This is a genomic window from Corallococcus exercitus, from assembly GCF_042231735.1.
Taxonomy (GTDB): Bacteria; Myxococcota; Myxococcia; order Myxococcales; family Myxococcaceae; genus Corallococcus; species Corallococcus exercitus_B.
Genome location: NZ_CP102577.1, coordinates 9043373 through 9068111 on the forward strand (window position 1 = coordinate 9043373; position 24739 = coordinate 9068111).

A 24739-nucleotide genomic window follows, 5' to 3' on the forward strand; every position below is an offset into this window, starting at 1 on the left:
GGCTCAAGCCCCCGGCGGCAGCGAGACGCCTGTGGCCCGAGCCAGCGCGTCGAGCAGCTGGGCCTGGAACTCCAGGTCGCGTGTCGCGGGATGCGGCTCGACCCGTCGTTGGTGGTGCCAGTAGCCATCCGTGGTGCGTGCCTCGGCGGCGTCGCTGGTCGCCAGCCACTCCTGCGTGAGGTGGCCGAGCCGCAGGTCATCGGGCGCGTTGGGGCCGCCCATCTTCGTGGGGACCCAGCCGGGATCGACCGAGTTGCTGAAGACGTCCGGCCAGCGCCGGGCGATGGCCGCGGCCAGGGTGGTGACGAAGAGCTTGCTGTCCGAGTAGCTCCCCGTGACGCGGCTCCCGCTCCAATCCATGCCCTCGAGGTTCGGCTGTCCGCCCTGGTGCATCCCGCTGCTCAGGTAGACCATGCGCTGGGGCCGCTGGATGAGCGCGGTGAGCACGTAGGGCGCCACGACGTTCACGGGCAGGACTGAAGGGTCGGAGTACACGCCTGCGTTGTGGATCACGGCGTCCATGCGCCCCAGCGCGTTGACCTGCCTGGCGAGGTCACGGGTCTGTTCCAGCACCGCGAGGTCCCCGACCAGGACCGCCGCGCCTTGCGTCACCAGGTCCTGCACGCCCGCGAGCCGCTGCTCGCTGCGCACATGGATGATCACCTCGTGACCGTCAGCGAGAAGCGTCCGGGCGGCGGCCTTGCCCAAGCCGTCCGCTGACCCCGTGATGAAGATGCGTGCCATGTCTCACGACTATGTGCTCCGTCACGCCGAGGCACCAGCCACCCGCCGTCTTGCTTGGGCGTCGCCCAGGGGGTAATTCGTGGCGATTGCCTGGGAAGTCCTGTTTCACCTGTGCCACGGAGCGCGTCCATTCCCTGGCGCGCAAGGCGGGCCGCGGTCAGGTCCGCCCGGCAAGACGGTTCAAGGTGTCCATGTCCCCGGCACCCAGGGTGAGCGCGGCACTCGCGAGGTTCTCCCGGAGATGTTTCACCGACGAAGTGCCTGGGATGAGCAGGACGTTGGGGGAGCGGCGCAGGAGCCAGGCCAGCGCAACCTGCATCGGTGTCGCATCCAGCCGCGCGGCCACGTCGTTCAGCGCGCTCGACTGCAGCGGGGTGAACCCGCCCAACGGGAAGAACGGCACGTAGGCCGTGCCGCTGGCGGCGAGCTGGTCGATCAAGGCGTCGTCACGCCGGTGCGTCAGGTTGTAGTGGTTCTGCACGCAGACGATCTCGGCGAGCTTGCGACCCTCGGCGACCTGCGCCGGCGTGACGTTGCTCAAGCCGATGTGGCGGATGAGGCCGCGCTGCTGGAGCTCCGCGAGCGCGGTGAGCGGCGCCTCGATGGAGCCTTCCGCCGGGCCCTCGGCGCTGAACATCGCGCGGAAGTTCACGACGTCGAGCACCTCGAGCCCGAGGTTGCGCAGGTTGTCGTGGACCGCGCGCTCCAAATCAGCGGTGGAGAACGCGGGCTCCCACGAACCGTTGGGACCGCGCACCGCGCCGACCTTCGTGGCGATGACCAGACCGTCGCGATACGGGTGCAGCGCCTCCCGGATGAGCTGGTTGGTCACGTGGGGGCCGTAGATGTCGCTGGTGTCGAGGTGGTCGACGCCCTGGTCGATGGCCTCTCGCAGCACCGCGACCGCCGCCTTGCGGTCCCTGGGCGGGCCGAAGACGCCGGGGCCGGCGAGCTGCATCGCGCCGTAACCCACGCGGCCCACGGTGTGCGTTCCAATGCGATAGCTGCCTGAGAGGTGACGGTGGGGCACGGCGAAGCTCCTGGGTTGAGCGAAGTGGCCCCCATCTCTACGCAAGGAATCACTGCGCGACTATCGGTGGCAATCTGCACAGGCCGTGCGAGAATCCGCACAGTGATGGATGAGCTCGCGGACCTGACGGCATTCATGACGGTCGCTCGTGAGGGCGGATTCCGCGGCGCTGCTCGCGTGGCGGGCAGCAGTGCTTCGCGGATGGGAGACGCTGTCCGTCGGCTGGAAGCCCGGCTCGGCGTCCGGCTCCTCCACCGAACCACGCGCAGCGTGACGCCGACGGACGCAGGGGCCCGGCTGCTCGAGCGGCTCGCGCCCGCGCTGGGGGAGGTGCGCTCGGCGTTGGACGTGGTCAACGACTTCCGCGACCGTCCCGCCGGACGGCTGCGGCTCAACGTTCCCATCGCGGCAGCGCGGCTCGTGCTGCCGCGCATCGTGCCGCCGTTCCTCGCGAAGTACCCCGACATCCGGCTGGAGGTGATTGCCGAGGAGCGCCTCGTCGACGTGGTGGCCGAGGGCTATGACGCGGGCATCCGCTACGAAGAGCGGCTCGCGCAGGACATGGTGGCGGTTCCGATTGGTCCTCGCGTCCAGCGGTTCGCGACCGCCGCCTCGCCCGCATACCTCGCGCGTCATGGGCGCCCCAGACATCCGCGCGAGCTGCTGGACCATGATTGCCTGGGGGGGCGGTTCATCGGTGGCCCGCTGCATGCGTGGGAATTCGAACGCAACGGAGTGACCCTCCACGTCGAGCCGAAAGGACCGCTGGTGGTCGGCCTTGGCACGACCACCGACCTGGCGGTGGCCGCGGCCGTGGCGGGCACGGGGATCATCTACGACTTCGAGGATTGGCTTCGTCCCTTCATCGACCGGGGCGAGCTTGAACCCGTGCTCGAATCCTGGTGGCCGAGCTTCTCCGGGCCGGTTCTCTACTACCCCGGCCGTCACCACCTCCCGACGCCGCTGCGTGCGTTCGTTGACTTCGTGAAGTCGATGCCACGCTGAGGCGGCCGGGAGGCAAGTGCGCTTGCCCCGGCTCGGCGCAACTCCAACCCTGGCGGGGTCCACGGCGACAGTGATGCGCGCCTCCCGTACGACCTGGGCGGCGCGCATCAGGGACTTCGTGGGTTCAGTACACCACCACCGAGGCGTAGACGCTGGTGCCGTTCGTGTAGGCCACCAGGGCGCCGCCGTTCGACGGGAGCGCCGCGACCGCTGGCGCGGCGCCCGGCCCCACCGTCCGGGCATCGGTGGCCAGGATCATGGCGGCCCCCATGAGCATCCGGTCCAACTGGATGTCGCCCGTCCCCCGCTGGGACGCGATGTAGCCGTTGCCGAGCGCGTCCGCGTCAATCGTCCGGAAGGGGCCGGGAGCGACGTCCGTGGGGAGGCCCGGCACCTGGGTGCTCGTCCCCGGCGCGGACACGGGGATGACGTCCACGTTGTCGTCTCCGAAGGAGCCCGTGACGTAGATGAAGCCGTTGGAGCCCGTCCAGTCCGAGAAGAAGGCCTGCCCCGGCGGGGTGCTCTGCGGGCCGAAGGTGGTCCCCTGGTCGCTGCTGCGGTGGATGCGGAAGGAGGGGTCGTCGCTCACCGAGAAGACATCTCCGCTGATCTTGTCCACGATGACGTCGAAGAAGGCATTGTTCTGGGACACGTCCGTCGCGCTGAAGTCGTTCGCGCCTCGCGCGAAGTTCCGGAGGACGCGCACCCCCGTGGGGCCTTGCGAGACGGAGAGGTAGAGGGCGTCGCCCCTGGAATCCAGACTGAGGGTGGTGTTGGCCACGGTGCTGAGGACCCGCGGCGCCTCCCAGCTCGCTCCCGCGTCGACGGTCCGGGTGAAGAGCAGCGTGCCCGCGCTGGTGGCCGCGACGTAGGCGACCCCCGTGGGTCCGCCTTCAATCGCGACCTCCGCCGCGTTGGTGATGCCCAGGGGCGTGGGGCCCACCCAGGTGTGGCCACGGTCCACGCTCACGCTGACATGGACCGCGCCATCGCACCTCATGACGACGTAGAAGCGCCCCAGTGCATCCACCGCCACCTTGCGCCCCGTGTTCGTGTTGGCCGTGGTGCAGTTCAACGTCCCGCTGACGAGCGTGGGGGGCACGTTCGAAAAGGCATCCAGCTGGCACGCGGCGTCGCAGCCATCCCCAGGGGCCGTGCCGCCATCGTCGCACTGCTCTCCCGTCACGCTGTCGACCAGGCCGTCGCCGCACACCTCCACGCCCTGGCAGTCCGCCCGGCAGCCGTCTCCCGCGACGCGGTTGCCGTCGTCACACACCTCACCTGAGTCGATGTAGCCGTCGCCGCAGACAGGCGGCCCCCGGACGGTGATGCTGACCGTGGCGGTATTGGAGGTCAGCGCGCCGTCGTTGGCCGTGAAGGTGAACTGGTCTTCCCCATGGAAGTCCGCGGCCGGCGTGTAGAGCCACTGGGCCCCCGTCCCGGACAGGGTTCCGTGGGTGGGGGCCGTCGCGGTGAACGTGAGCGCATCCCCATCCACGTCCGTAGCCGCCAACGTGATGGGCGTCGACGTGTTGTAGCTCACCGTCACCGTGGTGGAGTCCGCCGCGGGCGCGTCGTTGACCGGGCTCACCGTGACCGAGACGGTGGCCGTTGCCTGCTTCTTGCCGTCGGAGACCGTGACCTGGAAGGTGTCCGCTCCGGCGAAGTTCGCGTTCGGGGTGTACGTCACCGACGCCCCGGTGCCCGTGAGCATTCCATGGCCGGGCAGGGTGTAGGAGAAGCCAAGCGCGTCGCCATCCGGGTCCACCGCGGGAATGGTGATGTCTACCGGGGTGTCCTCGGGGGTGGTCAGTAGACGCGCAGGTCGCCGGTGCCTTCCTCGCCCTGGCCCAGGTCCAGGACCAGCGCCGTGTTGAGCAGGCCCAGCAAGGTCGCGGCCTGCCCGTCCGGAGCGCCCAGCGCCGCGCTCGCGTTGAGCACCGTCGCCGTGGTGCCCGACGCCACCGCGTCCGCATACGGGTCCCACGTCAACGACGCTTCTGGACGCTCACGCGTCAATGCCTTGTCACCCGCTTGCGACACTGCCTCCCTCGGAGGACGGACCTGCTCCTCCAGGGGCTCCACACCACACGCCCCCACGGACAAGGCCAGCATCACGCCCAGCCCCCATGACCACGGCATACCCAGACGGCTTCGCATGGATTGTCTCCCCCCGAGGCGCAGGATGAAGTCCGGAATGGACCGTCCCCTCTCGTGGAATGAACGACACCACTCCTTGCTCCCGACGGTCCGGCGCGCAACACGCGGATGGAAAACGTCCTCCGGACACCGGCCGATAAGCATTGAAGTCCCATGGACGCAATGCCCATTGACTTGCATCCGTCTTCCTCCCCCGCGAGCGCGAGGGATGCGCGCTGGTGGCCCCAGGGGTGGACCGGCCGGGCTTGGGCTGAGAGTCCGCGCGGCGTAAGCACCAGGGCCAAAATCCGTGCGCTGGCACCCAGTGAAGGAAAGTTCATGTCATATTTGTTCTTGAAAAGGCTCACGGCATCAGCCACCGCATTGGTACTTGGCATGGCCGTCAGCACCCTCGCCGCTTGTGGCGACGACGACCCGCCGGTGGCCCGCAACGTCACCCTCGATGCGGTGGAAGACACGCCCCTCGAGGTGCAACTGCCGGCCACCGGCAACGGGGCAATCACTTTCACCATCGTCGACGCACCGGACCACGGCACGGTGGGTGAGGTCAGCGCCAATGGCTCCCTCATCTACACCCCCGGCGCCGACTACCACGGCGAGGATGCGCTCATCTTTCGCGCCACCGACCGCCAGGGCCAAAGCGCCCAGGGCACGGTGACCTTCACCGTCGCCCCGGTGAACGACACGCCCACGCTCTCCTCGGTGGAGAGCCAGCGCATCCCTGCTGGCAGCTCGACCGGTGACCTGGCCTTCACCGTGGGCGATGTGGAGACCGCCGCCGACAGCCTCACGGTCACCGCCACGTCCTCCAACACCGACCTGGTGCCCAACGCCCCCGCGAACCTCATCCTCGGAGGCTCGGGCGCCAGCCGCACCCTCAAGGTGGTTCCCGCCGCAAGCGTCCGCGGCTCCACCACCATCACCCTCTCGGTGAGTGACGGCTCCGACACCATCTCCACCTCCTTCACGATCGACGTCACCGAGCCTGCGAGCCTCTACTGGACGACTGCTTCCGGCTCGCTGTGGCGGGTGGACGTGAACGGCACGAATGCCATTGAGCTCAAGACCGGCATCAGCGGGGCCGCTTCCATTGCCACCGACCCGGTCACCCGTACCCTCTTCTACACGCGCGACAGCGCCATCGTTCGCGCGGACCGTGATGGGGCGAACCCGGTCGATATCGTGGCGAATGGAGGCTACCCCAGCGGGCTTGCAGTCGATTCGACGAACCGCAAGCTGTATTGGTCCGATTTCAACGGGAAGCGGGTCATGCGCGTCGAGCTGGACGGCAGCAATCCCACGAGACCGTCGCTTCAGGCCTGAACGGACTGGGCGTGGGCCTCGCGGTCGATTCGAGCGGCGGGAAGGTGTACTACTCGACCCGCGGCAGCAGCCTCTATGCCGCCAACCTGGACGGCTCCAACGTCACCGCCCTGGTGACCAACCCGCAGTACACGGTGCATGGGATTGCCATCGATGTCTCGGCCGGGCGGCTGTATTGGGCGGATTGGCTGGGGACCGCGGTCCGGAGCGCCAACCTGGCCGACGGCGGAGATATCCAGACCGTGAACTCGGGCAGCGCCAGGAACCTGGGTCTGGCCTGGATGCCCGCGCCGTAGCCAGGAGGACAGGAAGGGGGGCGTTTGTCGCCTATGTCGAGCGGGGATCGAGGCTCGCGGTCATCAACTCACGGGAAGGCGTGAGCGTGGACCTGGAGGCGCCCATGCCTGTCTGGGGGTGGGGTGTTCCGGGCGGTCCGTACCGTCCTGGATAGCCCTCCCGTTGTCGTTCTGGCTCAAGCCCGGCGGGCTGGTTTCGCCTGTCGCGCGAACGTGCTCCCCTCCTGGCCCGGATCGGCGAAGCTGGGGGGCATGGAACACTTCGTCCAGGTCGCTGAGGGAGTCTCGCTCTGGGTCGAGTCACGAGGCCCAGAGAAGGCTCCCGCTGTTCTGCTCATCATGGGTTCCACGGCATCGGGGCTGGTCTGGCCGGATGCGCTCGTGGACCTGCTCGCCGGGCGTTACCGGGTCATTCGCTATGACCATCGGGACACCGGGGCGTCCACCTGGGATTTCGACCGGACCCCCTACTCAGCGACCCGGATGGCCGAGGATGCGCTGGCCATCCTTGATGCGCTCGGCATCGCTCGCGCGCACGTCGTGGGCCTGTCGCTGGGTGGCCTTCTGGCGCAGTGGCTCCTGGTCACGCATCCCGCGCGGCTTCTCAGCGCGACGGTCATCGGGGCTCCCGCGCTCGACGGTGCGCCTGCACGTGGCGACCTCCCAGCGCGCGCCGCCATCGACCCCGGGCTGCTCGAGTTCTGGGGCCACATGTTCGACCCGCGCGGCCTCAATGAGCAGGTGGAATGGCGGGTCGAGAACTGGCGCAGGCTCAACGGCCGCGTGATTCCCTTCGACGCCGACGAGTTCCGTGCACTCGAGCGGCGCGTCATCGCGCATGCGGGCCGTCACGATACTTCAACGGCCCATGCCCGAGCCGACCCTTCCGGAATGGCTCGCGGAGCGGAGCTCACGCAGGTCACGGTGCCCACGCTCGTCATCGCCGCCCCGGAGGACCCCACCCATCCCGCGTCCCATGCCCGGTTCCTCGCGGAGACCCTGCCGCGCGCAACCCTGGTGAGCATTGAAGGAATGGGGCACGCGCTTCCTCGCGCGGTCGTGCCACCCCTTGGGGCGGCACTCCTGCGGCACTTCGACGCGGTCGGCCCTGGCGAAACCCGCGGCGCGCCCCCTCCGCTCCCCGAGGTTTGATTCTCTCGGGGAGCGGGGAGCGCGCCGTGGACTACGGATGCTTCACTGCGGCGTGACCTTGAGCACCTTGCCGTTGGTGGCGTCGGTGACCAGGTAGAGGGCGCCCTCGGGACCCTGCACCACGTCGCGGATGCGCGAGTCCAGGTTCTTGAGGAGGTGCTCCTCGCCCACCACGCGGTCGTTGCGCACCATGAGCCGCACCAGCGCCTTGGCGGCCAGACCGCCGATGAACATGTTGTTCCGCCACTCGGGGAACAGGGTCCCGGAGTAGATGGTCATCCCCGAGGGGGCAATCACCGGGTCCCAGTAGTACACGGGCTGCTCCATGCCCGGTGCCTGGGGGCTCTGGTGGATGGGCGCGCCGGAGTACTCCTCGCCATACCCGATGGTGGGCCAGCCGTAGTCCTTGCCGGCCTCGGGGCGGTTTACTTCATCGCCTCCCTTCGGCCCCATCTCCACCGTCCACAGCCGGTTCTGGCTGTCGAGCGCCGCGGACAGGACGTTGCGGTGACCGATGGACCAGATCTCCGGCTTCGCCTCCGGGTTGCTCAGGTACGGGTTGTCCTGGGGCACGGAGCCGTCGGGATTGATGCGGACCACCTTGCCGAAGTGGCTCTTCACGTCCTGGGCCTGGGCACGGCCCGCGAGGATGGAGCGCTCCCCGAGCGTCACGAACAGCTTGCCGTCCGGGGTGAACACCATCCGGCCCCCGGAGTGCATCGTCGACTCGAGCGTGGGCATCATGCGGAAGATGACCTGGACGTTCTCCACGCGAGGCTGCGCTCCGTCCACGAGCCGCGCGCGCGCCACCGCCAGCCCGTTGCCGCCCTGACGGGGCTCGGAATAGGTCCAGTAGATGAGCCCGCTCTGGGCGTAGTCCGGGCCCACCTCCACGTCGAGCAAGCCGCCCTGGTCGCGTCCGTCCACGGCGGGCAGGCCTTTGATGGCGGGGGACTTCGCGCCCTGCTGCGTGACGATGTAGAGCGAGCCGGTGGGCTTCTCCGTCACCAGCATGCGCTGGTCCGGCAGGAAGGCGAGGCCCCAGGGGTTCCTGAAGCCCGAGGCAATCTCCGTGACCTGGAGGGGCGTCTTCGTCTGGATGGCAGGGACGCGCGTCTGCCCGGGGAAGGCCGGCTTGAACTCGGGCACGTTGGGCGGGCCCTGCGGAACCTCGGGACCGGTGGGGAGCGGATCTTCCGGAACGCCCGCGTCATTGCCAGGGACGCCTGCGTCGTTCTCAGGGACGCCCGAGTCATTGTCAGGAACGCCTGAGTCTTGCTGCTGCGAGACGCCCGAGTCCGGTGGCGTGGGTTCTGGATCGTCCTGGCAACCGACCAGGAGGGTGGCGACGAGGAGGGGGACTGACAGGATGCGCATGCGACTCGCTCCAGGGGGAAAGGGGGGAGGGAACATCACGTTCTTTGTAGCGCCTGGGAAGGACGCGCCAGGGCAATTCTCCCGAATTCCGGCTCCCCCGTCAGTCCACTTGACAGGGCCTTCCTGGTCGTTATTTTGAGGTTTATAAAAATGTCGAAAGGTCGTGATGCGAACGCAGGAGGTCTTCAAGGCCATTTCAGACCCCACCCGGCGCAAGGTGCTCAAGCTCCTGCAGGGCGGCTCGAAGTCAGCGGGAGAGCTCGCTGAGGCGTTCGACATCACGAAGGGGTCGCTGTCGCATCACTTCAACATTCTCAAAGCCGCGGACCTGGTGCGCTGTGAGCGCCGCGGGCAGCAAATCGTCTACTCGCTCAATACGACTGTGTTCGAGGACGTAGCGGCAGTCCTTCTCGACCTCTTCAAGGTCGACAAAGGGAATGGAAGGCAGTCATGAGAATCAGCCGAGCCAATGTATTGAGCCTGGGCTTCGTCGTCGCGTCGTTCGCGATGGCCTTCATGCTCTACGGCCAGTTGCCGGAGTCGATGCCCACGCATTGGAATGCCGAGGGAGTGGTGGATGGGTATACGCCCAAGCCCTGGGGCCCCTTCGTCCTGCCGCTGGTGATGGCTGCCCTGTACCTGGTCCTGGTGGCCGTGCCGCGGATCTCGCCCAGGGGCTACGGCGTGGCGAGGTTCCAGGGCGTCTTCGAGGGCATCCAGGCGGTGCTGGTCGCGTTCCTGTTCCTGCTCAACGCCCTGGTCCTGCTCGCGGGCATCGGCGTTGCCGTGCCGATGGCGCGCGTGGTGCCCGCGGCCACGGGCCTGCTCTTCGTGCTCCTGGGCAACTACATGGGGAAGTTCACCAAGAACTTCTTCTGTGGAATCCGGACGCCCTGGACGCTCGCGAGCGACGAGGTCTGGCTGCGCACGCATCGCCTGGGAGGAAGGCTCTTCGTCCTCGCGGGAGTCATCGTCTTCGTCTCGGGGCTGCTCGGCGGGGGGCCGGTCCCCGTGATCGCGGCTGTCGCCGTCGCGGCGGTGGCTCCCATGCTCTACTCGTACTTCCTCTACCGCCGCATCACGGGGGGCCCGCACGGACCGACGGACGATGCGGGCTCACATGGCTCTGCGTGAAGCCGCAGGTGCCGGAGCCGGTACGCGCGAGGCGATGCACCGAATGCTTGCGTGAAGCTCGTCGTGAAGTGGGACAGGTCCCCGAAGCCCGCATCGAGCGAAACCTGGGTGACGGGCAGGCGGGTCGTCCGCAGCGTGGTGGCGGCGACCCGCAGCCGGGTGGCGATGACGTACTGGCGGGGCGTCTGGCCGGTCTGCTTCTGGAAGATGCGCAGGAAGTGGAAGCGGCTCAGCCCCGCGAGCGCGGCCAGCGCATCGAGCGAGCAATCCCCTGCGCTGTGGGCCTCGATGTAGCGGATCATCCGGGCGACCTGCCGGACCTGCGTCGCGGAGGGCTCCGCCACGGAATGCACCCCGCCGTTCTGCTCGGACAGGACGACCTCCGCGCCGAGCAGGGCCGCCTCGCGCAACGCCTCTCGTCCACCGTCCCGAAGAGCCTCGTGCGCGAGCGCCACGGCCCGCGCCGACCCGGGCGAGGCAGGCACCGCGACCCGGCCAAAGGACCTCCCGCCGCGGACGTGAACGCCGAGCGAGCGGCCCACTTCTTCGAGCAGCGCCTCCCCATAATCGAAGACGAGCGAGCGGTCCCCGCCGTCATCGACATGGCGGTACTCGTATTCCGCCGCAGCGTTCCCGAGCAGGAACGCGCCCGGCCCCACCAGCATCCCGCCCTGGCTCGACCGCGCCTGGAAGGTCCCGGAGAGGATGACCGCGATCCGTGCGCGAGGGTGGACCCCCTGGGAGCGGCGAGCCCGGATGCCCAGCGCACAGACGCAATCCCGGGCGCCCCACGCCTCATCACGGATCAGTTCGTGGAAGCCGCACGGCCGGACCGGGAACGGGGCCGTCGCAACATTCCCCAAGTTTCGCGCCATGCACGGATGCTACTGCCACGCTTCATTGAACTGGAGTCGCGTGCGCTGGACGCGTCGCGACATCACCAGGAGCCCCCGTCCCATGCATGAGCCCTCCCGTTCCGAGCCGTCCCGACAGCCCCTTGTGCGCACCCGTGCGTGGAGCCTCCCGCTGGTGCTCTGCCTTGGACTGATGGGCTGCCGGACCCCCGCCCCCAGGGCCGGAGCACCCGCCACGCCCTGCGTCCCCGAGATCTACGGCGCGGGCCTCTTCACCACGGGCGCGTGGGACTTCTTCCTCGCGTTCACGCCCGACCAGCGGCGCGTGCTCTTCGGCCGCGCGGATGACGCCTTCGAGCGCTACACGCTCTACGAGACCCGGCTCGGCGCGGACGGGAACTGGTCTCCTCCCGTGAAGCCGCGCTTCGCTTCCGGATGGAGTGACGCGGATCCCCACTTCACCCCCGATGGCCGCGCGGTCTTCTTCATCTCCAACCGCCCCAACCCGGGAGAGGAGGGGACCGCGGCCCGCACGACGTTCGACGTCTGGTCCGCCTCGCTCCAGGCGGACGGCGAGTGGAGCGAGGCCCGCCGGGTCCCCGAGCCGGTGAGCGACGCGGCCCGGGACGAGTGGTCCCCCTCGGTGGCCGCGAACGGAGACCTGTACTTCGGCGCCGACAGGCCGGGGACCCTCGGCGGGAGCGACCTCTGGGTGTCCCGGCTCGTGAAAGGCATCCACCAGCCTCCCGAGAACCTCGGGGACGCCATCAACACGCAAGGCCACGAGGTCGAGCCCTGGATTTCCCCCGACGGGCGCTTCCTCCTCATCAGCGCCCTGAATCGCGCGGACAGCCGCGGCAGCTATGACCTGTACGTCAGCCGCAGGGGCCCGGAGGGTTGGGAGCCGGCCCGGCCGCTCTGCGAGGGCATCAACTCTCCGGCGCGAGACTTCAACCCGAGCGTTTCGCCGGACGGGCAGTGGCTCTACTTCAGCAGCAACCGGCCCTTCACGGGCCCCGTGGGCGCGCGCTTCGACACCCCCAGGAACGACGCGTCACTCGAGGGAATCGGCCGGGGAACAGGCGACATCTACCGGCTCCCCATGTCCGTGCTCGGGTTGTGAGCGCCAGCGCGTCCCTGCATTCACGGTCAGGGCCTTACGAAGGAGGTGGACTCGCTCTCCTTCCACCCCACGCAGCGGTTGCTGGCCACGGCGTCTCGTGAAGAGGGCATCGTGCGACTGTGGGACCTCTCCGGAAGCACGTCAGCGCCGGTGACGATTCGCGAGAGCGTGACGCAGGTCCGCTTCAACCCGGATGGGAAGCTGCTGGCCGCGGCGGGTGGCATTGATGAGACTCCATGCAGTGCGCGCAATGCTCCCGCGCAGCCCGTTGTTTGATGTGTGAGCCCGATGCAAAGCAAAAAGGCCCTGCCGGTTCAGGGCAGGGCCTTCTTTCTTGCTCCCCGAAGGAAGTCTTGCGCGAACGGCTTCCCTTACGGTGTCACGGCAGGGAGGCCTTGGCGGGACCGGTGCTGGTGGGTTGGCTCCCATCACCGAGCTGGCCGTGATAGTTGCTGCCAAAGGCCCACACCGCCTGGTCGTTACGCAGGACGAGCGAATGGCCAGCGCCCGCGACGACGGACGTGACGCCGGTCAGCCCAGAGACCTGCACGGGGGTGTGGCGGTTGGTATTCGTTCCGTCGCCGAGCTGGCGAAAGTCGTTCAGGCCCCAGGCCCGGAGGGTGCCGTCGCTCAGTAGGGCCAGCGAATACGAGTCACCCGCGGCCACGTCGATGACCCCGGTCAACCCGGGCACCTGCCCGGGGCTCGCTCGCTGAGTGGCTATCCTTCCGTCACCGAGTTCACCCCTCAGGTTCCATCCCCAGGCCCAGACGGTGCCGTCGTTGCGCAAGGCCAGCGAGTGGTAGTAACCCGCAGCCACGGCGATGACCCCAGTCAGCCCAGGCACCTGCACGGGGAGGTTGCGATCGTCGGTCGTCCCATCGCCGAGTTCGCCATGGTAGTTGAAGCCCCAAGCCCAGACGGTGCCGTCGTCGCGCAGGGCCAGCACGTGAAGACTGCCTGTTGCGATCGCGGTGATATGGGTCAAGCCAATCACCTGCCCCGGGGTCGGATTCGGGTTCGTGTTGGTTGTCCCGTTGCCGAGCTGGCCGTTCCTGTTGCTCCCCCAGGCCCAGACGGTGCCGTCGTCGCGCAGGGCCAGCGAGGCGGCGCCCGCAGCCACGGCGATGACGCCGGACACCCCGGACACCTGCGCGGGGAAATTCCGGTTGAAAGGCGTGTCATCACCCAGCGCGCCGCCGTAGTTGTTCCCCCAGGCCCAGACAGTGCCGTCGGCGCGTGAGGCCAGCGAGGTTCCGCCGGAGGAGGCCAGGGACGTGGCATCCGTCAGCCCCGGCACCTGCACGGGGGTGGAGTGGGGTTCGTACGTCCCGTCGCCCAGCTCGCCGGAGTCGTTGGCCCCCCAGGCCCAGACGGTGCCCTTGCCGCGCAACGCCAGCGAGTATGCGCCCCCCGCGGAGATCACACGGGCCGGGCATCGCGGGGCATACACCGAGAAGGACTTGGTGGTGGTGAGCCCGGCATTGTTCGTGACGTTCAGGGTAATGGTGACCTCGGAGGTCCAGAGCACGCATTGCGGCGCCGTCCATTTCACGTCACTCGTCGTGGCGGAACTCATCGGGCTGCCCAGGACTCCTGAGCTGGCGTCCCAGGTGAACTGAAGCGGGCACGCCTGGTCACCCCTCCCGGTGACGTGGAAGGTGACCGTCTGCCCGGCCACTGCCTGGATGGCGGACTGCGAGCTCTCGATGAGGGTCGGGGCAGAAGGTAGGGTCCCTCCACCGTCGGGATTGCCGGCGTCGGCGTTGCAAGCCTCAGGGTTGCCGGCGTCAGGATTTCCTGCGTCAGGATTTCCTGCGTCTGGATTGCCGGCGTCAGGATTTCCTGCGTCTGGATTGCCAGCGTCTGGATTGCCAGCGTCATGGGGGCCGGCGTCTGGATTGCCAGCGTCATGGGGGCCGGCGTCTGGACTGCCGGCGTCGGAAGTCCCAGCGTCCTGCTGACCGCATCCGGCGGACGGGGTCGGACAGTCGTCCGTCTCGTCGGGCTTGGAGTCGCCACAGGCAGAGGAAAAGGCCAGCAGCACTGACACCAGCAGGGCGTTGACGGGAAGGAAGAAACGGGGAGAGGCCCCTCGGGGCGGGAGGGGAGAACCGGAGCTTTGGAGCACGTATGTCTCGAGGTCTATGTCTGCACTACCCAAGGTGCAAAGCACCCAGACTTTCCGTTGACATGGGCTCCACGGTCAATCCCGGGGGAGCGGTTCGGTGATAGGTCAAGCGAAACGCGTTACGTCGCACGTGGCGGCCCGAACCATCGGGGCAGGGCCTCACGCAGCTCCTGGTCCGTGCCCTTCCCGACCCACGCGACGTGTCCGTTGCCCAGGTCGTAATGGACGTCCAGCCGCGGCAACTCCGCCAGTGTCTCGGCACCCCACGGGGGCGGCCTACCGCGTCGTCGTGGCGTCGTGGTAGCGGCCTCCTGAGCCGGAGGATGTGAAGCCTTCACAGCCTGGAGATGGAGACACTACACTCTCCATCCCATGTCGACTCCCGGTGCAATCGCTGTGTACACGTCGGGCTCGGGCATCCCCGAGCATGTCTCAGAGAGGCCCTGGCGTGGGGTCTATCACCACTGGGATGGCTACCCAACCGGCCTCGGGCAACACCTTCTGTACCGCGCGCAGCGCGCGCAGGGGGACCTGGGGGCCGTGGTGCGCCAGCTCATTGATGAGGCCCCCTGGGGCTGGTCGCTCTGCATGCCGGGCCCCGAGAGGCCGGAGGGCCAACGCTTCTCGGAGGAGGAGCCGGGACTGCGTGTCGGACCGGAGGAGACCGGTGCCGTGGCCTATGTCTATGTCTTCGATGTGGAGGCACGTCGGCTCGACATGTTCGCCACCCACGTCGGAGGCGAAGGCAGACGGCTCAGCTCGGTGAGCTTCTCATCCACGGGCTCGCCCGACCTGCCGGCGCTCGACCTCCATCCCGAGGAGACCGTCACGGAGCCGTTCCTCCCCGGAGAGCCGCTCTCGGCCCGGGCACTGAAGGACTGTCTTGAGGGCCTGCCGCCGCTCGAGGCGGTGCGCGAGACCGACTCCACGCGCCTCGAATGGGTGGACACCCAGCAGGGGCCCGACGAGTCGCTCTCCATCCTCTTCCGCGTGGTCACCTTCGAGGACGGATTCATCTCCAACGTGGTGGAGCAGGAATGGGATCTCGTGCCGCCCTCCGCGCGACGGGAGCCGGAGCGTGTCCGGCACTTCCTCGAGGCGTTCGCCGAGGTGCTGCTCGAGGACCCGAAGCGGTTCAACCCGTTCTGGATCTCCGCGCAAGACTCGCTGCGTCGTTCCGGCGCGAGGCAGCGTGAGAGCTTCGCGCGAATCCTGAGGGCGCACTGGGCCCGCGACTTCGGCTCGGAGGACGCGTCGTCGTAGGAGGACCTCCGGGTCTGGAGGTGGCCCGCGCGCGGAGGGGTTGGCGGATACGGGCCGAGAGGGGATGCTTCACTTCGGCGTGACCTTGAGCACCTTGCCATGGGTGGCGTCGGTGAGCAGGTAGCGGGCGCCCTCGGGAGCCTGCACCACCTCGTCGTATCAAGTGCACCCTGCGTCAGGGCGCGTCGCATTTTCCCTTCTGAAACGCAATGGTAGATGGTTTTTTGGCGTGACGCATGCCTTCTCTTGGGCCGCGCAGTAGGACGCTTTTGCCTTGTCACCTACCGCATGCTTTTCTTTGCAGTTTTTCCCCTGCTCAATGCATGCGTTCTTGCACGCCGCTTGAATCTCATTGGGCTTGTTCCACATGCGTTGAAGCAGCGCGTACACCATTCCTGCGATTCGCCGGCCGTCCAACCGGTAACTGGGGCCAGCGGGGGCCCGCGCGGCGACGCAGGGAAACCGAGGGCCACCGAGGCCGAGCTTCTCCCGCAGCCGGACGTGGTCCTGGAACGAAGAATAGCCGTCGCGGAAGAAATTGAGCGGGCCACGCCGTCAGGGCTTCCGGTGCGCCAGGCGCTGCTGGCCGGCGCGGAGGCCTATCTCAAGGCGATGGCGGGAAGGGGGGCTTGGCGGTGCTCCTCAATAGGCTCTTCACGACGCGGAAGTGCTCGGAGAGAAGCTGACGCCAGCCTTCGTCATCGATTGCCGGGCACTCCCGGTTTCGAGCGCTCCACACGCACCTTCGCCCAGATGAAGCCCAGGCCTCCCCAGTCCGTTGTCTCCACCACCGTGACGCGCTGGCCTGCTTTAAGCGCACCGATGGGCCGGCCCAACTGGGCGGTCTGTGGCGCGGGAGGCTCCTCCCGGATGAACGAGGGGGTGGTGCTGACGAGAACCCGCTGGTCGAGCCCCTTCGGGTCCAGTTCGCGGCCAGCGGCTCCCTCGCCGAGGTAGTAGCGCGTCCGCCACTGCTTCGAGTCGTTCAGGTACTGGCCGATGTAGACCCAGGCGGAGGAGGCCCCTGTCCCCACCTTCGCCACGGCCTCCGAGGACCTGGTGTCAGGTGCGACGACGGACTGCACGGAAGGGGCACTCTGCTCGTAGAGGCGCGAGCCCAATTCCTTCTGTATCGAGACCTGGTCATCGATGACACTTCGGGCGAGCTCGAAAGCCTTGGCGGAGAGCTCAACCGATTGCGATGCACCGACGAGCCCCTCGACGGAGCGTGTCTTCAAGCTGTTCCTCGTCAGTGCCGCACCGTTCATGTTGTTGAAGTGCCGCATGACGATTGCATTGGCGATCTCCTCCTGGGCCAGGAAGATGCCGAGGAGGCGTCCCTTGTCCGCGGGGCCGAGGGCCCACGCGGTCATGACCGGCACTTCGTCCTGCATCTTCTGGAGGCACTGCGCGAGACTGGCGTCTGCCTCCATCGGCAGCACGGCATCACCATAGTCGTAGCTCACGCGCTCCATCGACACACCCTTCTCGCCGAGGATGAGGCCAATCTGCTGCTTCTGCAGTTCGGACATGTCACGGGCGAAGGCATTGGTCGCAAGCGAGAGCGCGGTCACGGGCGTCGTGAGGGGGCTCAGCAGACTCGCCTGCAGCTCGCCCTGCTGCGGCTTCGCGCCGGAGTCAATCTCCACGAAGATGACACCGCGCTCGGCGAGCTTCGTGAACAGTGCGTCGATGTCTTTCTGGATGTCGGGTCGGTGGTCCTTCCAGCGCTCGGGATTCGCGAGCGCCTTGAAGAGCAGTGCGAAGGTGTCGATGCCCGTGTTGTCGAAGATGCCGCCGTCGATAAGGACCTCCGGCTCGGCCTGGGTCTCGACTTCAGGGAGGTCCACGACCCAGGGAAAGTTCGCCGAGGCACGAACGGCATCCGCCAGGACAATGTCCGTGGTCCGGGACAGGGAACTCATGGAGTGCACTCGAGCCCGCTCGCCCTGTCCCACGTTGCTCACCAGCAGTTCCGGCAGCGGGGGCTTGCCGGTGACAACCCGCTCTCCCGTCTGAACACTGGCGGTGTTGAGGAGAAGCATGGGCACCGTACCGTCGACCGGCAGCGCCTTGGGCCAGCCGAAGTAGTCCTTCCAGAACGCCGCGAGACTCGAGCCCCGGCCTACGCCCGGCATGACGACGCCGCGCAGCAGCGGGGCATTGAAGTCGACGAACATGTCGTCGATGGAGTCGCTCTTGAGGGGCCACGGGTTGTCGAATCCACAGTCATTCTTCAGCTGGGTCGCGAGCTCGGAATAGGGCGCGTGCTTGAGGAGTCCCTCCGAGGCCAGCGTGGCGCCGACCGTTCCCTCCGCCATCCGGTGTGCGAAGTGCGCGCTCGCGACACTGCCACCGGAGACGCTGCTGACCATCAGGATGTGCTTGGACAGCCGGTCGTCCTGGCATTCCGGTCGGGAGTCGCCCGCACCCGCGAGCGGGTTGCGGTGGAGGCTCTCCAGCGCCAGCATCGCGAAGATGGCCGCGCGTGAGCCGCCGCCCGCCGCGGAGACCAGGAGGACCGGGCCCTTGCACATCCGGTCGAGCCGTGTGTTCGCGGTCTTGAGCCATTGCCCCAGGATGCGCTCCTGATGGGGGCTCTCGGACGGGGCCACCTCCAGGTCGAGCGCTTCATGCTGCTTCGAGAAACGTGTGACGCACAGGGTGAGCACGACCAGTGCAAGGGTGAAGGCCGCGCGCCGGGTCAGGTTCTCCACGCGGTCAATGGCGCGGGCCACGCAGATGAGCACGAAGAACAAGTGGTAGATGGCCCAGATGGTGTAGAGGCGGTAGCTCGCCTCGGGCATGGAGGGGATGACGCCGCCCCAGAGAATCTCCGAGGTGACGTAGGAACCCAGGGACATGACGCTGGCGCGCGTGACCATCTCCGTGGGGATTTCCCATCTGCGCAGCAGCTTCGGGCCGAAGAATCCCGTCAGGGCGACGAGGCAGCACAGGAACGCCACGAGGTATGGGCCCGGGTCGCCCTTGGCCCAGGGCGATGGGAGCTTTCCAAGGGCGTTGAGCGCGGCCAGGGCGCAGCCCGCCAGCGCCAGGGCGCTGTAAATCGCGCGGCGGAGGCCTTCGTGGTCCTCGCCGGGCACCGCCAGGGGAAACCGGGCCAGCCGGATGAGCCTCTCCCTGAAGCGACGGGCCCCCCTGCTGAAACGGCCATTCCCACGCATCAGCCGCGGCAGCTCCTTCGTCGGGACGAAGAGCCAGAGCGCGCCGAAGAGGAAGAAGGCGCCCAGCAGCAGGACGTACGCCCAGAAGGCCAGGGCGGTCAGCGGCCCCGTCTGGAGCGAGGCCTTCCACGGCAACTGCAACAGGATGTTGCTGACCTGGGGGATGGACCCGATGGCCGTCGTCACCACGAGGACCGCGACGAAGGTCGCAAGGCGGCGCTCAAGCGCCAGGGCCCAGGCGGGCTCGGTCCGCTGGGGGATGTCTCCTGACGGCTCGCCTGTCAGATGGAGCCGGGCCTCCTCCCGAGGAGGTTTTGGGTCATCCGGATGCAACGGATTCAAGTCATTGGGCGCCATTTGGACTCCCCCCTTGTGCTGGCGTTAGTCTATGACTTCTCAAATCAGCCAGTCCAGTCGTGGGGGGGCGCTACCGTCGTGCCGCCCCTCGGGTCACATGCCGGGCCAAGCGGCCCAGCTACACCACTGCACCCTGCGTCAGGGCGCGTCGCATCTTGCCTTCTGAAACTGAATGGTCGATGGCTTCTGGGCGTCGACGCATGCCTTCTCCTGGGCCGCGCAGTAGGACGCCTTTCTTTTCTCAGAGTGCTCAAACTCTTTGAGGGGTGGAACGGCGATTCATATTCAGTGGTTTCAAGGAGGGGACGGCTGGCGCCCATCAATGGGCGAAGGTGCTCCGGCGTCCCCCTTCCTTGAAGCGCCGAGGCCCGCGGGATAGAGAATGACGCCTCATCTCCGCAGGGGGCGGGGATTCAGGGCAGGAACGCCTTCATGAACCCTCGTGGCGCCGAGAAGGAATACCTCCAAGATGGCCTGCGCAGCGGCCTCAAGCTCGACGCGCGCTTCGACGCCCTGACGCCCCACCTCCACGTGACGTGAATCTCCTGGGACAGCGGCTTCCGCGGTTCGGGACTGCGCGTGGGCGACCGGGTCATCGCCGTCGACGGGCAGCCTGTCGTCAAGCCACCCGATCTGGCCACCACGCAGCGCACCGTGCCCTTCATGCTCGGCCAGTACGCCGAGAACCAGACCTGGGACAAACAGGGGCGCAAGGAGGGTGACAAGGTCCAGGTGCGAATCGTTCGCCGGCGTGAGCCCGGCGAGGGCTGGGAGGAGCACGAGTTCAGCGGCGCCCTGCTCCATGAACGCACCTGGAGCATCGCCGATACGACGCGGCAGATCCTCGGGCCGGGAGGACCCGAGCGCATGGGGCGCGACGGCTTCGACGAGACCTGGATGTCATGGCTCGAGAAGCGCGTCTTCGACTGGGAGCGCCTGCTCGACAGCACCTTCGGCGCCTGGCGCACCTCGCGAGGGACGCGCGCGGAGCTCGCGAGTCACCTCGGACACAAGGCCCGCGTCGACTTCCTCGTCGAGCATCATCCCGGCCCCTTCGCGACGGCGATGCGCGAGGACTGGGAGACGGTGCGTGCCTGTCTCGAGGGAGACCTCGTCACGCTCCCGGCGGATGCCCTTGAGTTCCGCACCCGGGGCGAGGAGCAGGTGAAGGCCATCGGTCTCCAGGCCGCGGCGGCGTGGAAGGTCCTGCTGGAGGCGCGTGCAGGGGAGACACTCGGCGCCTTCCCCGTCGTCGACCCCTTCCGGGATGACCGCTCGGCGGTGACCGGCAAGCTGGTCTCACTGCCGACGCTGACGCAACGGGAGTGGCTGGTCGACATGGGCAAGGGCTACCTGGCCTGGAACCAGTCCGGCGCCTGGGTCTTCTGCCCCGCCAACACCCCGGCCATGAACAAGGTCTTCTCCGCCATGCAGCGCTACCAGAAGCGCGTTGCTCCGTCGGTGAGGCTCGACATCGCCGTGCTCGGCCGCATCCTTCCGGATCCCCGCCTGCTCGCGGGCTCGGGCCGCACCGCCGCCGGCCTGGAGGTGGAGCCCGTCGCCGCGCTGGTCGGCGGCGTGGTCTGCGTCGATGTCAGCGACCCGAGCGAGGGCGGACCTCGCTTCGCCGGAGAGGAGACGCTCAGCCAGGAGAGCCTTGGCGCTCCGGCCGACGACGCGAGCCCGCGCGAGGTCCTCACCGCGATGATTTCGGCCGTGAAGCGCGGCGACCAGGAGACCTGGAACGGCCTCTTCGCGGACTGGCGCGCCGTGCCAGACACCGACCGGCCCATCTACTACCCGGTCTGGACATGGAACGGCCGCGACAGTGAGTGGGTGCGCTCGCGGCAACTCCTGCTCAACAAGGTGCTCGACGCGCGGGTGCGCTGGATGGGCGATGTACGGGTCGTCATCCGGGGCGACGAGGCCCCGGGCCTGCCGCGCGTCGAGGAGGTCGAGTTGGAGCTGGACCACGTCGGCCTCTTCGAAGGCCAGACCCGCACCTTCAACTCAGTCGACGTGCGTCGGCGCTGGACGGTCCAACGCCGCAACGGTGGCCCCTGGCGCATCACCAGCGAGCAGAGCCTGTAAGGAGCACTCCATGGGCTGGTATTCAAGCCGCGTCTCTGAACTCAACGAACGGTTGAACCGCGCCTCGGAGGGCGCCCCCGACACGGTGAAGCGCGCTTTGAGCGACGCCATCGTGAAGGTTGGAAACGCGGCCGATCAAGCCCTGTCGGCCATGCTCGACGCCAGCGCCGGCAATCTGGGGACGCAGCGCAAGTGGCAGGAGCGCTGCGCCACGGCCACGGCCGACATCAGCCGCGCCTTTGGTGATGCCGCCAAGGACAACATGCTCTCGCCCGCCCTCCAGCTCTTCTGGTACCAGGCGCTGGAGCACGAGATGGCCTTCTTCGACTCCCTGGCCAAGGTGCAGACGCCCCAGCTCCACGGCGACCTGCTCGTCCACCAAGACCTGCTCAACAAGATGCTGGGCGAGCTGTGGGACAAGTGGGCCTTCCTGCTGTCCAAGGACGTCATCTTCGAGAACGACCAGCGTCAGGTGGTGCAGCAAGTCTCACGGATGGCGCAGTCCATCGTCGACGAGCTCGCCCCGGGCGTGCTCAAGCGCACCAGCGAGGGCGTCTCGCGTGCCACCGCGAAGTCGCTCGACGTGGCCCTCAAGTTCGATGACAAGCTCCTGAGCGGCAAGGGCGTGGATCTGGCCAAGCTCGTCGCCTCGCTGTTCGATGTCGACATCCCCGACGAAATCGACCGCAACCTGCTGGACGCCGTGCAAGGTGGCTCCGAAGTCTACCAGGTGCAGAAAGGCCACTACCGCAACCTGGTGTCGGCCTACCAAAGCCTGGTGCAGGCGGAGAAGGGCAGCGTCCTTCTGCTCTTCAACGCGACGCGGGCGGAGGTCGACAGATACCGTGACAAGAACGACCTGGGGAAGGCGAAGGTCATGCTCGACCAGGCCAAGGGCTACCTCTCCGACTGGGCCTCACGCGTGCCCAGCTCGGCCCAGCGAAGCGAGGCCTCCAGCTTCAAGGACAAGGTGTGCTCGGCCATCGACACCGACTGGAGGCTCACCGAGGAGCTCGACAACAAGTTCCGCGACAAGTTCAAGGGCATCTTCGTCCAGTCCCTGGGCAGCGAGACCCTCGAGCAGCTCGCGGAGTCCTACCTCTTCCGTCAGCACCTCGAGGAAATCACTCGCAAGGACGCCGCCGGCAAGCTCAAGGCCCTGCCGGTCAACCTCCAGAGCGAGGTCGACAGCGCGCTCGAGCGGGGCCTGCGCCCCCTCGACGACCTGGTCAACCGCGTCCCGGAAGAGGTGCGCGAGCTGGCCCGCATGAAGAACCAGCGGTTCAAGGAGCACGTGCGCGCCAGGCTCAAGGACCGCATCCAGGCTCTGCTGCCGGCCATCGTCGAGCTGGCCGACCTCTGGGACCCGAACAACCTCTCCAGGGACTTCAGCCGCGAGGAGCTGGAGAAGGCCCTCCGCTGAGATTGGACGGCGCGACTCAGGGCCGCGCGTAACTCCGCTTCACCCTCTGGGACTTGAAGCCATCCGTGTACGGCACTGCGTCCTGCCTGCTCTCGCCCCCAGGGCGTGGTCATCCCGGCCGAGCAGCCGAGGCGACAACTTCCCTGACACAGGGGGGGACCGCGAGGTGGCATCCACGGCTCTCTGCGGCTCAGCTGGGACCGCCGTGCCTGGCCACGAGTCGCCCATCTTGGCCCAGGCCCTCTCCAGGGTGACCCACATCTCCAGCAGTCGCATTCCCTCGCCATGGACGCTGCTTTTATCCAGGCGGGCTTCCAGAAGTCCGCTTGGCCGATGCTCTTCGCGACAGTCACGCTGAGTCCTACCGAGACGTCCTCGGCCAACTGAGTGCTGCTGGAAGCGAACCCGCGTGGACACCCTGGAGCAATAGAGCAATGATCGTCGGAGCCCGTGTTGGCACAGCGCGCACCTCCAGCGCGGGTCATCTCCAATGCTCACGTACGACGACTACAAGCCGATTCGAAATCGCATCCGCAAATTCCGCGGAAACGAGCTTCTCCTTCTAGCAGTGAAGCAACTGCATGACATCTATGATGCTCCGCGTGAGCGGGTGAGCTATTGGAGACCGTGGGACCTGATGCGAATCATCGAGTGGATAATCGACGATGGCAACTTCGATAACACCCGCAAGCAGCCAGACATCAATACCCTTGCGGACTTGATGAACCGCATTAACGAGCTGGAAACCCGCCTGCCGAATGAATATTCTGGCACTTCTCAGTTCATTCGCGTCTTGGTGCATCAGCAGTTCCTGTATCAGCGCTCGGCGCCCGTAAAGGACTTGGCCCGCCAGTTGGCGATCTTCGGGGAGGCGCGTACCCCAAAGGGTATCTCCGAGAAATTTGAGGCCCAGGTCAAAGTACCCTTGAAAACCTACCTCGCGGTCAACATGCTGTTGGGTTCGCAGATTCTGATTGCCCACAAGATGTTTATCCCATCGTCCTGCCTGGAGTCACTGTACCCTGTATACGGACGGCCAGTCGTCACCCGGAGTGTCGAACTCTTGTCCGAAACTTTTGAGGGAGCCAGGGCACGCATCAGAGCAGCAAAGGATAAGATCAAAGACTTCGATGCTCGCTTCCAGGCGCCAACCGCGCTTCAGCGACGACCGTTTCTGCGAGAGCCTGATCGCATGATTTGCCTCTCCCCGAGCCTGCTCGTTGATCTTCTCAGATTTAGCGCTTTTGACTTGTTTCGTGAGGTTGGTGGTTCTGACGCAGCTTCCCATTTGGGCGAGGCTTTTGAAGACTACATCGCGCGCGTTCTGGAATTCACCGGCATGGAACACCGAACCGAGCGCCACCTTCGGGCGCGGTACCCGGGTCGCAAGGTGACCGATTTCGCCATTCCTTCGGAGAACGCGACGGTGCTGGTCGAGGCGAAGGCCATTGAGACCAGCCGTCTTGCGCAGGCCTCTCCGGATGAGCGCGTCTTGGTCCAGCACATTCGTAGTTCTGTATTAAAGGCAGTCGGGCAAGGACTGGCTGCGGCAAGCGCCATCAGTGCGTCTCCCGACGACGTGTTGGCGGGCCATGTGGACGAGTTCTTCCTGCTTGTCGTCACCATGAAGGATCTCCACCTGGGCCCTGGTCAGGGCCTCATTCAAGGGCCAGTAGAGGCAGAGATTCGGGAGGCCGCGAAAGGCCTGGATATGGACTTGGTTCCTCGTGAAAACACGTTCTTCTGTACGGTCGAGGAACTGGAGTTCCTGGTGGACGCATGCGCGACGAGCGGCGTAAGCATGGCCTCGGTGCTGCGCCGAGCCCGCCAAGCCAACGCGGATCCCGCCACACGGCGCCTCCACCTCTCGCAGCACTTTGAGGCGCAGGGGCTCCCCACCCGTGTCCTTCCTCTGCTGGTACAGCTCTTCCAGCGCTTCGGAGAGGAGGTCAAGATTGAGATCGCCGCCAAACTCCCTGGTGCAGTTGCCCCCGTTAAATAGGACAGCTCAAAGGTGATAGTTAGCAGTACGAAACTCGCGGAGTGACTTTATCTTCAGCCCGCGGTGCGGGTGCGGAACCTGTCAACGTG

20 protein-coding genes are annotated in these 24739 nt (G+C 67.1%); 12 read left to right on the forward strand and 8 right to left on the reverse strand.

The window, feature by feature from the left end; all coding sequences use genetic code 11:
* Positions 1-3: 3 nt before the first annotated feature.
* Positions 4-744 carry an SDR family NAD(P)-dependent oxidoreductase gene (locus tag NR792_RS36385; protein WP_375757312.1) on the reverse strand — a complete coding sequence of 247 codons (741 nt, stop codon included), beginning with the start codon at positions 742-744 and terminating at the stop codon, positions 4-6.
* A 157-nt stretch (positions 745-901) separates the two neighbouring features.
* Entirely contained in the window at positions 902-1774 is an 873-nt protein-coding gene (locus tag NR792_RS36390; protein ID WP_375757313.1) for an aldo/keto reductase family oxidoreductase, read from the reverse strand.
* A 105-nt stretch (positions 1775-1879) separates the two neighbouring features.
* On the opposite strand from NR792_RS36390, the gene NR792_RS36395 reads away from it, so the two are divergent.
* Positions 1880-2779 (forward strand): LysR family transcriptional regulator, encoded by a 900-nt coding sequence (locus tag NR792_RS36395; protein WP_375757314.1) that lies wholly within the window; start codon positions 1880-1882, stop codon positions 2777-2779.
* A gap of 124 nt (positions 2780-2903) precedes the next feature.
* On the opposite strand, the gene NR792_RS36400 is transcribed toward NR792_RS36395, so the two are convergent.
* Complete coding sequence (locus tag NR792_RS36400; protein WP_375757315.1) at positions 2904-4547, reverse strand: tandem-95 repeat protein; 1644 nt, start codon at positions 4545-4547, stop codon at positions 2904-2906.
* A 41-nt stretch (positions 4548-4588) separates the two neighbouring features.
* Positions 4589-4939 carry a hypothetical protein gene (locus tag NR792_RS36405; RefSeq protein WP_375757316.1) on the reverse strand — a complete coding sequence of 117 codons (351 nt, stop codon included), beginning with the start codon at positions 4937-4939 and terminating at the stop codon, positions 4589-4591.
* A gap of 318 nt (positions 4940-5257) precedes the next feature.
* Between NR792_RS36405 and NR792_RS36410 the strand changes: the two genes are divergently transcribed.
* The 3 genes from NR792_RS36410 (at position 5258) to NR792_RS36420 (ending at position 7710) form a co-directional block, all read left to right on the forward strand.
* Positions 5258-6262 carry an Ig-like domain-containing protein gene (locus NR792_RS36410; RefSeq protein ID WP_375757317.1) on the forward strand — a complete coding sequence of 335 codons (1005 nt, stop codon included), beginning with the start codon at positions 5258-5260 and terminating at the stop codon, positions 6260-6262.
* Positions 6263-6273: 11 nt separating this feature from the next.
* Positions 6274-6558 (forward strand): hypothetical protein, encoded by a 285-nt coding sequence (locus NR792_RS36415; RefSeq protein WP_375757318.1) that lies wholly within the window; start codon positions 6274-6276, stop codon positions 6556-6558.
* Between the two features lie 252 nt (positions 6559-6810).
* A complete protein-coding gene (locus NR792_RS36420; protein ID WP_375757319.1) occupies positions 6811-7710 on the forward strand; it encodes an alpha/beta fold hydrolase in 900 nt (299 codons plus the stop codon).
* A gap of 42 nt (positions 7711-7752) precedes the next feature.
* Here NR792_RS36420 and NR792_RS36425 read toward each other — a convergent pair whose 3' ends face one another.
* A complete protein-coding gene (locus NR792_RS36425; protein WP_375757320.1) occupies positions 7753-9087 on the reverse strand; it encodes a PQQ-dependent sugar dehydrogenase in 1335 nt (444 codons plus the stop codon).
* A 166-nt stretch (positions 9088-9253) separates the two neighbouring features.
* On the opposite strand from NR792_RS36425, the gene NR792_RS36430 reads away from it, so the two are divergent.
* Both NR792_RS36430 and NR792_RS36435 read left to right on the forward strand, forming a co-directional pair.
* A complete protein-coding gene (locus NR792_RS36430; RefSeq protein WP_375757321.1) occupies positions 9254-9541 on the forward strand; it encodes an autorepressor SdpR family transcription factor in 288 nt (95 codons plus the stop codon).
* Positions 9538-10221, forward strand: a complete 684-nt coding sequence (locus NR792_RS36435; RefSeq protein WP_375757322.1) for an SdpI family protein — start codon at positions 9538-9540, stop codon at positions 10219-10221. Before NR792_RS36430 ends, NR792_RS36435 begins: the two co-directional genes overlap by 4 nt.
* Here the strand turns inward: NR792_RS36435 and NR792_RS36440 are convergent.
* Positions 10155-10886, reverse strand: a complete 732-nt coding sequence (locus NR792_RS36440) for a helix-turn-helix transcriptional regulator (RefSeq protein ID WP_375757323.1) — start codon at positions 10884-10886, stop codon at positions 10155-10157. The genes NR792_RS36435 and NR792_RS36440 overlap by 67 nt on opposite strands.
* 364 nt (positions 10887-11250) lie before the next feature.
* On the opposite strand from NR792_RS36440, the gene NR792_RS36445 reads away from it, so the two are divergent.
* Both NR792_RS36445 and NR792_RS36450 read left to right on the forward strand, forming a co-directional pair.
* Positions 11251-12198, forward strand: coding sequence for a TolB family protein (locus NR792_RS36445; protein ID WP_375757324.1), 948 nt, complete (start codon positions 11251-11253; stop codon positions 12196-12198).
* A gap of 45 nt (positions 12199-12243) precedes the next feature.
* Positions 12244-12474, forward strand: coding sequence for a hypothetical protein (locus NR792_RS36450; RefSeq protein WP_375757325.1), 231 nt, complete (start codon positions 12244-12246; stop codon positions 12472-12474).
* 103 nt (positions 12475-12577) lie between these two features.
* Here NR792_RS36450 and NR792_RS36455 read toward each other — a convergent pair whose 3' ends face one another.
* Positions 12578-13777, reverse strand: coding sequence for an RCC1 domain-containing protein (locus NR792_RS36455; protein ID WP_375757326.1), 1200 nt, complete (start codon positions 13775-13777; stop codon positions 12578-12580).
* Between the two features lie 1092 nt (positions 13778-14869).
* Here NR792_RS36455 and NR792_RS36460 point away from each other — a divergent pair.
* Entirely contained in the window at positions 14870-15592 is a 723-nt protein-coding gene (locus tag NR792_RS36460) for a hypothetical protein (RefSeq protein ID WP_375757327.1), read from the forward strand.
* 698 nt (positions 15593-16290) lie between these two features.
* Here NR792_RS36460 and NR792_RS36465 read toward each other — a convergent pair.
* Positions 16291-19134, reverse strand: a complete 2844-nt coding sequence (locus NR792_RS36465; RefSeq protein WP_375757328.1) for a hypothetical protein — start codon at positions 19132-19134, stop codon at positions 16291-16293.
* 579 nt (positions 19135-19713) lie between these two features.
* Here NR792_RS36465 and NR792_RS36470 point away from each other — a divergent pair.
* The 3 genes from NR792_RS36470 to NR792_RS36480 all read left to right on the forward strand — a co-directional run bounded on the left by NR792_RS36470 (position 19714) and on the right by NR792_RS36480 (position 24650).
* The gene (locus tag NR792_RS36470) at positions 19714-21225 is read left to right on the forward strand and encodes a hypothetical protein (RefSeq protein WP_375757329.1); all 1512 of its coding nucleotides are present in this window, start codon (positions 19714-19716) and stop codon (positions 21223-21225) included.
* A 10-nt stretch (positions 21226-21235) separates the two neighbouring features.
* On the forward strand, positions 21236-22648 hold the full coding sequence (locus NR792_RS36475; RefSeq protein ID WP_375757330.1) for a hypothetical protein: 1413 nt from the start codon (positions 21236-21238) through the stop codon (positions 22646-22648).
* Positions 22649-23138: 490 nt separating this feature from the next.
* The gene (locus NR792_RS36480) at positions 23139-24650 is read left to right on the forward strand and encodes a hypothetical protein (RefSeq protein ID WP_375757331.1); all 1512 of its coding nucleotides are present in this window, start codon (positions 23139-23141) and stop codon (positions 24648-24650) included.
* Positions 24651-24739: the final 89 nt, after the last annotated feature.